The sequence below is a fragment of the Nostoc sp. CHAB 5715 genome (genome assembly GCF_020829685.1).
In the GTDB taxonomy this organism is placed as follows: domain Bacteria; phylum Cyanobacteriota; class Cyanobacteriia; order Cyanobacteriales; family Nostocaceae; genus Nostoc.
The window spans coordinates 1-3,788 of the sequence record NZ_JAIVFR010000751.1; the positions used below are offsets into that span (position 1 = coordinate 1).

The window sequence follows — 3,788 nt, forward strand, 5'->3', positions numbered from 1 at the left end:
CTATTGAAACTGACAAATATAAGCGCCTGGTTGCAGAGGTGTTTGTCGAGAATCGCAGTGTCAACATGATTATGGTGCAAGAAGGGCAAGCTGTTGTTTATCGTCAGTATCTCAAAGGCTGTCCAGAGTCTAGAGATAGTCTGTTGCAGGGTGAAAACACCGCCAAATGTGTGTCAGCATTGTAATTAGTTCACTTTGTTGTGAATAAATCAATTGAGCTAAACGATCGCATTGCTTCCCGGCGGGCGATCGCTTTCACCTTTGCTTGGTGTAGCCTTATGGTTGACACCAGTATATTAATACTATTATCATGTCAACTGGCGAGCGCAGTAAAAATAAAATTAAAGTAAAAATGAATATCACAGTAGATGTAACACCCATCGCTGCGTTTAGGTGGAATGAAGAAAATGCCCAAAAACTCAGGGAGCTTAGAGAGAAAGCTGGATATAGTAGACAAAAGCTATCTGATGCTGTGGGGGTTTCTGTGGCTTATATTCAGCAGCTAGAGACTCCTCACGTCTTTATTAACAAACCAAAAAAGCCAACTCAGATGACTGTTAGTACAGAAATTCTAGAGAAACTTTGTGCTGCTTTAGATGGGGATATCACTTCACTTATTTGGAACATAGATTACAACAGTTAAGAGACTTTTTACTACGCTCACCAGAAAAAAACATTTGACAACCACTGGTGAGCGTAGTAATATAGTAATCATAAGAGAGGAGACGAGCGCGATGCCTCTCAGAAAAACAAAGAAGCGCTCAAAATTCAACCCTTACAAATCGAGTTAACGATACGAAACCACAATAACCAGCCGCCGCCGGGACTAGCAGCCGGAAGCCTTAAACTTGTAATGGTCAAGCCGCCGCGAGATGATTCCGATGACCTACCACGTCTAAAAACTGGTTGAAAAATCCGAATGTGATGCTAGTTTACTGGCCAGTCGTGCCGATAAAATTTATGAAGAGGTAGAAAATATAGATTTTCTGCTAATCGAACTGGAGGACGAATGAAAAATTTAAAAGCTAGGGCAAAAGAATTAGCACATCAGGCCACTGACTATAGCCGACAAGCTGTACAAGTTTCCCCAACAGACCGAGAACAAAGCCGAATCTTAATGCGGCAAGCACACGAAGCCAGCAAACGCTGCCAAGTGTTAATTCACGAGATACTGAGGCAAGAACAAGTATAAAGCTACGCTCAATCAAGTAAAAAGCTTTGTGTCCTCAGCACAAGGCTTTCTACAAACAAAAATAAAAGCAATTGCAATAATCAAAGATATGTAGTCGCTTTTTTCAAAGAATTCATCTAACGACATCGGAGGAGCATATTGGCTAAGAATCCGATTACAAATTTGAATGAAGCCAGAAACAAATGGGTACAAGTTACTGGTTATTCAGCGAGAGCAAATATTGTTAAGAGATACTTGCCTGATTTTCGGGACTTTGACACAGAAAATCCAAAACACTGGAGAAAAGCAATTGACTTTTTCCATCAGAAATACATAAAACCAAAAGAACAATTATTATTGCGTCCACTAACACCAGCACGTCAAAAATGGGTTGAAACAACCGGACTGAAAGCTTCGCTTCAATCTGTAATGGAGGTATTACCAAAATGCAACTTTACATTAAACACAGAACGCGGTTGGTTGTTAGTAACATCCCTTTATGCACAGACGTATCCTGAAAAAGTTTTAGGGCAGTATTCAGCAGTTGAGACAATCGAACAAGAGGATGAAGTTACCCAAACCAAGCCTCTCAATAAAATACAGCAAGACTTTAGGCAACTTGAACCAATTTCTCAACCACTACCTCTAACACAGCCTCCAACTCTATTAACCCCACCATCACCTCCAAAAGACCCAGCCGAAGAGCGAATGTCTAACCAGTTGGCAGAAATATTAGGAGGAATTCAGAGACTCCTAATCCATCCGGGCGAGTTGATGTGTTGACTAAATTGTATGTAATTGAAGTCAAGAAAGCTTGCAATTGGAAGCACGGCATTGGTCAAGCACTGGTTTATCAATTTTATTACCCTAACAAGAAACCCGTCTTATTCTTGTTTGGTGAAGATGTTAGTTTGTATCGAGATTTAGCTAAGAAACATTGTCATCGCCTTGGTGTAGTTTACCGGGAAGAATCACATTTTCTGAATGGAAAATTTTGAGTACAAGCCTCTTTGCAAAAGCTTCGCCAAATCTTCATAAGTGCGTAGACGCTCTGCGGCTTGCCTTTAGGCATCGCAGTCCCCTGACGAGTAATCGCACTTTTCGGCCTTGATAAAGCTTCGCTAAGTTTCGATGAGTGCGTTGTGGCTTACCACAACGTAATTCATATCCAAAATCAAAAGGCGATCGCCGTACCGTGGAAAGTCTGCGATCACTTTTTTATCCAAATATGGAGATTTCTATCATGCCACAAGCAACAACAACAGAGCAAGTAACATCAATCGAAATCGATTTTTACGAACACGAAATCTATGCAGGACAAAAGCTAATAGCCCAAATTAGTTACGATCATCGAGATTTCGTGACCCAACGGTGGGTAGTGATAGTGAACCATAAAGAAGAATTTCGTGCTATTACACAAATGAAATGCCACGACTTTGTAACATGGCATTACAAGCGAGGAACTCTGCCAATACAGCAAGAAACCCCAGCCACTACAACGGGGAATGAAGTTATGTGCGAAATTGCCGCCCAGTGTGAGCAGTTCGGATTTAAGTTGTTAGATGACGGCATCTATAAGGATGAACAGAAGCTCGGTTCTATCGGTTGCACAGAAGGTCATTGGTGGGTTATTCGGGCAACTTCAGTGCATCAGCAGAAAGTCCCGTGTGATTCTGCGTTCGATGCGGTGTGGGTATTATCGATGGTAGAACTGACGCAACCATCTCGTGAGGAACTGCTGGATAAGCCGTTTGATGAACTCACGCCACAGGAATGGGAGCGGCTACGGGAATATCAGCCAGTGGTAGAACGGGAGTTAATACCGGCGTAGTTAAAGGGAAAAGGCGATTGCTGGCTGACAAGGCAGGGCGATCGCTTTTGTACCAAACTCTATTCAGTTATAGCAGTATGATACAACACGATTATTACTGATAACATGACCCAACAACCTCATGATAAATTTGCCAAGCAGTTTTTAGAAGAGTTACTTTCTCCCTTTGGGGAAGTAAAAACCTGGAAATAATTTATAGGTGGCGTATCAGTGTAATGACACAGACAGAATTAACCAGAGATGACCAGGAGTTGATCATGAACTTAACTCAAGCTTACGAAGAAGCAAGAGCTGCTGCTGTACAAGAGGGTGTAGAGCAAGGTGTACAACTTGAACGCCGTCAAGTTGTAGAAAACTTGTTGAAATTCAGGTTTGGTGAAGTGGACGAGTCACTATCAAGAGTAATCGATAGTTTGTTACAGTTAACGCCAGAAGAATTTACTCCCCTATGTCTTGAATTATCTCGTGAAGATTTGCTGGCAAGATTTAATTCACATCAATGATCTGTACAGGGCAAATAATTAGTAATAAAAAGCGCTTTTGTGAAATCAAGAGCGTTTTTTATTGGCTCTAAGCTTCATGTATCACAATTAAACGGCTGCGCCAATGCGAAAGTGAAATGTATTGGTATTGAACAATGAACCCTCAAGAAACATCAGAATTATTTGCTCTCTTGATGCGCCAAGAGGAACTACTCAAGCAGTTGGTCGCTTCAATCAATAAACCGAAACTGGGATTGCACTCTGATGCTGGCAGTTGTAAAATCTACTGCAATCGTCACAATGG

Annotated in this window: 8 protein-coding genes; all 8 read left to right on the forward strand. The window is 41.5% G+C overall.

The window, feature by feature from the left end; genetic code table 11:
• The coding region (locus LC574_RS30565; protein WP_229457347.1) for a thermonuclease family protein at positions 1-185 on the forward strand (185 nt) is incomplete at its 5' end.
• 167 nt (positions 186-352) lie between these two features.
• The gene (locus LC574_RS30570) at positions 353-643 is read left to right on the forward strand and encodes a helix-turn-helix domain-containing protein (protein WP_167315718.1); all 291 of its coding nucleotides are present in this window, start codon (positions 353-355) and stop codon (positions 641-643) included.
• Between the two features lie 366 nt (positions 644-1,009).
• A complete protein-coding gene (locus LC574_RS30575; protein ID WP_229457348.1) occupies positions 1,010-1,192 on the forward strand; it encodes a hypothetical protein in 183 nt (60 codons plus the stop codon).
• Between the two features lie 138 nt (positions 1,193-1,330).
• Positions 1,331-1,954: a hypothetical protein gene (locus LC574_RS30580; RefSeq protein WP_229457349.1), complete on the forward strand. Its 624-nt coding sequence runs from the start codon at positions 1,331-1,333 to the stop codon at positions 1,952-1,954.
• Positions 1,948-2,169, forward strand: coding sequence for a hypothetical protein (locus LC574_RS30585; RefSeq protein WP_229457350.1), 222 nt, complete (start codon positions 1,948-1,950; stop codon positions 2,167-2,169). The genes LC574_RS30580 and LC574_RS30585 overlap by 7 nt, the downstream gene beginning before the upstream one ends.
• 144 nt (positions 2,170-2,313) lie before the next feature.
• Complete coding sequence (locus tag LC574_RS38325; RefSeq protein ID WP_267871730.1) at positions 2,314-2,445, forward strand: hypothetical protein; 132 nt, start codon at positions 2,314-2,316, stop codon at positions 2,443-2,445.
• Complete coding sequence (locus LC574_RS30590) at positions 2,415-3,002, forward strand: hypothetical protein (RefSeq protein WP_229457351.1); 588 nt, start codon at positions 2,415-2,417, stop codon at positions 3,000-3,002. Before LC574_RS38325 ends, LC574_RS30590 begins: the two co-directional genes overlap by 31 nt.
• Positions 3,003-3,217: 215 nt before the next feature.
• Positions 3,218-3,505 carry a hypothetical protein gene (locus tag LC574_RS30595; protein WP_229457352.1) on the forward strand — a complete coding sequence of 96 codons (288 nt, stop codon included), beginning with the start codon at positions 3,218-3,220 and terminating at the stop codon, positions 3,503-3,505.
• Positions 3,506-3,788: the final 283 nt, after the last annotated feature.

What these genes read in the sequence shown, in the direction of transcription:
- LC574_RS30570 (WP_167315718.1), top strand. Translation starts at nt 353, where the DNA reads ATGAATATCACAGTAGATGTAACACCCATCGCTGCGTTTAGGTGGAAT.
- LC574_RS30575 (WP_229457348.1), top strand. Translation starts at nt 1,010, where the DNA reads ATGAAAAATTTAAAAGCTAGGGCAAAAGAATTAGCACATCAGGCCACT.
- LC574_RS30590 (WP_229457351.1), top strand. Translation starts at nt 2,415, where the DNA reads ATGCCACAAGCAACAACAACAGAGCAAGTAACATCAATCGAAATCGAT.
- LC574_RS30595 (WP_229457352.1), top strand. Translation starts at nt 3,218, where the DNA reads ATGACACAGACAGAATTAACCAGAGATGACCAGGAGTTGATCATGAAC.